This window comes from Haladaptatus sp. W1 (assembly GCF_001723155.1).
Lineage (GTDB): Archaea > Halobacteriota > Halobacteria > Halobacteriales > Haladaptataceae > Haladaptatus > Haladaptatus paucihalophilus.
On sequence record NZ_MEIH01000020.1, the window covers coordinates 1 to 4012 of the forward strand.

Below are 4012 nucleotides of genomic sequence, written 5' to 3' on the forward strand. Positions count from 1 at the left end.
TCGATGAACGCGATTGCGAGGAGCAACACGGGAATCGAGAGGTCCACGGGGAGCGCGAAGAGGAGCGCCACCGCGAGCAGTTCGGCCACGAAGACGAACGGAATCGAGAGCGCGCTGCATTTTGCGACGCTCCGCATCCCGTGAAGTTGGCTGTCGAGCGCGTCGAGCGCCTTCAGCGTCACCGGGCGCTGGGTGAACATGTCCTCCTCGCGGTAGACGCCCGCGCCGAGCGCGAACAACACGCCCGCGGTGAGAAACAGCGGCAGCGTCGAGAAGGCGTACTGTCCCAGCGCGACCGACTCGCCCTGCAGGACGCGAACCACCAGCGACAGGGGCGAGATGGACGCGATGGGATGCACGTCGGTGAACACGGACGGCACGAACGCGTAGGAGGTGAGGAAGACGCTGAGCGACACCGTGACGAACGTGAGTTCCTTGAACGACCGGGCGAACATCGCGCCGACGAACGCGCTGGCGAGGAACAACAGCGCGATGGGGATCACCGCCGACACTGCCGTCACCACCGCACCCGCGACGGCCAGCGGTTCGGTACCGACGTTAGGGGTGAACTGCAGGATACCGACCGCCGTCACCGTTGCGATGGCGACCATACCGACGAAGTACGGTAGGGTCTTGCCGACGATGATGTCGCCGCGGGACACCGGCGAGACGAGGAGCAACTCGCCGCGGTCGTTGATGCGCTCCTCGATGACGCTGCTCGCGTAGGCCTGAATCACGAAGTTCATCGGCAGGATGAATGCGAACGCGAGCACCAGCGACTCGAACGGGAACGGCGGCGAAATGTCCGAGGGCGTTCCCTGCCGCTCGTTATCGACGAAGATGGACGACCCGGCACCGACCGACGGGGCCGCGACGGACCCGTTCGCCGACCCACCGCGACCGCCCGCGTCGCGTCCACCCACTCCGCCCGTTCCGGCACCGTCGCTTCCGCCGAGGCGCGTCTCGCCCGCCGTCGTGGTTCGGGTGGTGATTTCGTTACCCGCGCCCGGTCCGTTTCCTCCACTTTTTCCGGCTCCGGGAGCACCGGCAGTGGCGTTCTGCTGGACGTACCGGAGCGTGACGTTCACCGGAAACGCGGCGGCGCGGTCGGGTTCTTCGGCCATCCGTTCGTCGTTGTACCGCTCGACCGTCGTCCGCAGTTCGGCGAGCGCCGCCTTGCCTTTGGGCGAATCTTTGTAACGTAGCGCGTCCCGAGGACAGTTTGGAACGACGTCACCGGTGCAGACGAACACGTCGAATTCGCCCGATTCGTAGGTCTCCGCGGTCGGTTCGACGGCCACGAGCGTCAGGTCGGTCGTGACCGGACCGTAGTACTGGCTGTCATCGCTGACGCCGACGCGGTAGATGCCGTCGTCCACGGTGTTCCCCCGACTGGCGACCATCGGGGTCAGCACGGCGACGAACAGGAGGACGACGGCAACGATGGCGAGCGTCCGCCGGTCGAACTGTCCCGCGTTCTTGCTCACTTCCCAGCGTGCGATGCGGAGCGTCTTGCGGCGCTTCACGGACGCCCCTCCACGTCCGGCGCGTCGGTCGCCAAATCGAGGAAGATGTCCTCCAAACTTGGCGAGCGCGTCTCGATGTCCACGACGCTCCCCCCGGCCGCTTCCGCGCGTTCCCGCGTCTCGGCCACGGCGCCCATGCTTTCGACGACGCGGCGGTAGGTTCCGTTCTCCCGCACCGCGTCGGCCACCTCGACCGTCGTGGAGACGTGATACTCGGTCCGGCCGTGTTCCTCGCGGAGGTCCTCGACGCTCCCGCCCGCGACGATTCGACCGTTGTTCATCACGACGATGCGGTCACAGATGCTCTCGACGTGAAACAGGTTGTGCGCGCTGAAGACGACGGTTTTCCCCGAATCGCTCAACTCGCGCGTGAACTCGATGATGTAGTTCGTCGTGAGCGGGTCCAACCCGCTCGCCGGTTCGTCGTAAATCAGCACCGCCGGGTCGTTGACCAGCGACCGGGCGATGGCCACCTTCCGCCGCATTCCTTTTGACATATCCCCCAGTCGTCGCTCGCGGTGGTCGAGTTCGAGGCGGTCCAGCGTGCGGTGAATCCGCTCGTCGGCGACGCCGCTCGGCACGTCGTAGAGGTCGGCGAAAAAGGACAGGTACGACAGCGGCGTCATGTCCTCGTACAGCGGCGACTCCTCGGGGAGAAATCCGAGTTGGGTCCGCATCTCCGGGTCCTGCGCGTCGTAGCCCGCGACCCGCGCGCTCCCGGCGGTCGGTTCGATGAGCCCCCAACAGCATCTTCAGGGTCGTCGTCTTCCCCGCGCCGTTCGGGCCGATGACCCCGAACACCTCCCCTTCAGAGACGGAGAAACTGCTCCCCTCGACGGCCGTGAAGCCACCATATTCCTTCCGGAGATTTTCTACTTCGAGAATAGATATGTTCTACGTTCGATACTGGAACTACTTGAGCGTGTGCCAGTGGAATGGGAGTCGTTGACGAACGGTAAACGTCGCAAAACCGCACTGATACCCGACAATTGACGGAATCGACCAATCGAGAAGAGAGAGAGGAACAAAAGTGGTGCCGACAGTTTTACAGATTATTGAAACATCTCGACATTATTTCAAACCCTTTGTGTCGAACCAGTCCCTCAGATACGTTGCGATAGCACCCCTCTTCGAACCAGTAACGAAACCTCCTGACGATTACGTTCCAATCCTCGCCCTTACGCGTCGTCCTCCCGGAGTTCGAACTTCTGAATCTTCCCGCTGGGCGTCTTCGGCAGTTCGTCGACGAAGGCGTACTCGCGCGGCCGCTTGAAGTCGGCGAGGTCGTCGTTCCCCAGGAGGAACGAATCGAGCGTGTCCGCGGTCGTTCCCGACTTGGCGGCGACGTACGCGACCACTTTCTCGCCCCATTCGTCGTCGGGCGTGCCGACGACCGCCGCCTCTATCACGTCGGGGTGTTCGAGGAGCGTGTCTTCGACCTCTCGCGGGTAGATGTTCTCCCCGCCGCTGATTATCATGTCGTCCGCGCGGTCTTTGACCCAGACGTAGCCGTCCTCGTCGGCGTAGCCGAGGTCGCCGGAGTAGTACCACCCGTCGCGGATGGCCGCGTCGGTCTTCTCGGGACTGTTCCAGTACTCTCGCATCAACGCCGGACCCTGAACGATGATTTCGCCGACGGTTCCGGTGGGTGCTTCTTCGTCCGGCGCGAGCGCGTTTCCGTCCTCGTCGAGACGGGCGACGCGGACGTCGTGATTGAGTATCGGAATCCCGGCGCTGCCCGCCTTCTCCAGTTGCTCGTCCGGGTAGAGCACCGTGACCGCCGGGCCGAGTTCGGTCATGCCGTAGTACTGGATGAGGTCACAGCCGATTCGCTCGTGGACGTCGCGGATGGTGGCTGGTGCCATGCTCGCGCCGCCGTACCCGCCCAATCGGAGCGCGGAGAGGTCGTAGGATTCCGGGGTCGCTTGGAGCATCGCCAGCCACATCGTCGGCGCGCCGAACAGGACCGTCACGTCGTGTTCGACGAGCATCGAGAGCGTCTCCTCCGGGTCGAAGGCGTGCTGGATGACGTTCGTCGCGCCCACGTGAATCCGTGGAATGAGGAAGACGTGGAGTTCCGCGGAGTGATAGAGCGGTGCCGCCGAGAGGCCGACGTCGTCTCGGGTGAGCTGCTGGTCGACGAGAACGGACATGCTGTGCTCTATCATGTCTCGGTGAGCGTGGACGACGCCCTTCGGCCGCCCGGTGGTTCCGCTGGTGTACATGACGATGTAGTCGTCCTCATCCGAGACGTCCGCGTTCGGTTCGGCCGCCGATTGGTCCGCGAGCAGGTCGTAGAAGTACGTGTCCGCGTCCGGGTCATCGACGTGGACGAACTCCGTGACCGTTTTCAGGTCGTCTCTGGCCGTCTCGACAACCTCCGCCACCGCGTCTTCGTAGACGAGTACCGAACTCTCGGCGTCGTTCAGGATGTACGCCACCTCTCCGGCGGGCAGGCGAAAGTTGAGCGGATTGAACACCGCACC

Annotated in this window: 2 protein-coding genes and 1 pseudogene; all 3 read right to left on the reverse strand. The window is 64.0% G+C overall.

The window, feature by feature from the left end; genetic code table 11:
- A partial coding sequence (locus tag BG842_RS00820) for an ABC transporter permease subunit (protein ID WP_069449288.1) occupies window positions 1–1526 on the reverse strand: 1526 nt, incomplete at its 3' end.
- Window positions 1523–2417: pseudogene (locus BG842_RS00825) on the reverse strand (ATP-binding cassette domain-containing protein). The gene BG842_RS00820 and the pseudogene BG842_RS00825, both read right to left, overlap by 4 nt.
- Window positions 2418–2704: 287 nt before the next feature.
- Window positions 2705–4012 (reverse strand): long-chain-fatty-acid--CoA ligase (locus BG842_RS00830; protein WP_069449289.1); only part of this gene is annotated, 1308 nt, incomplete at its 5' end.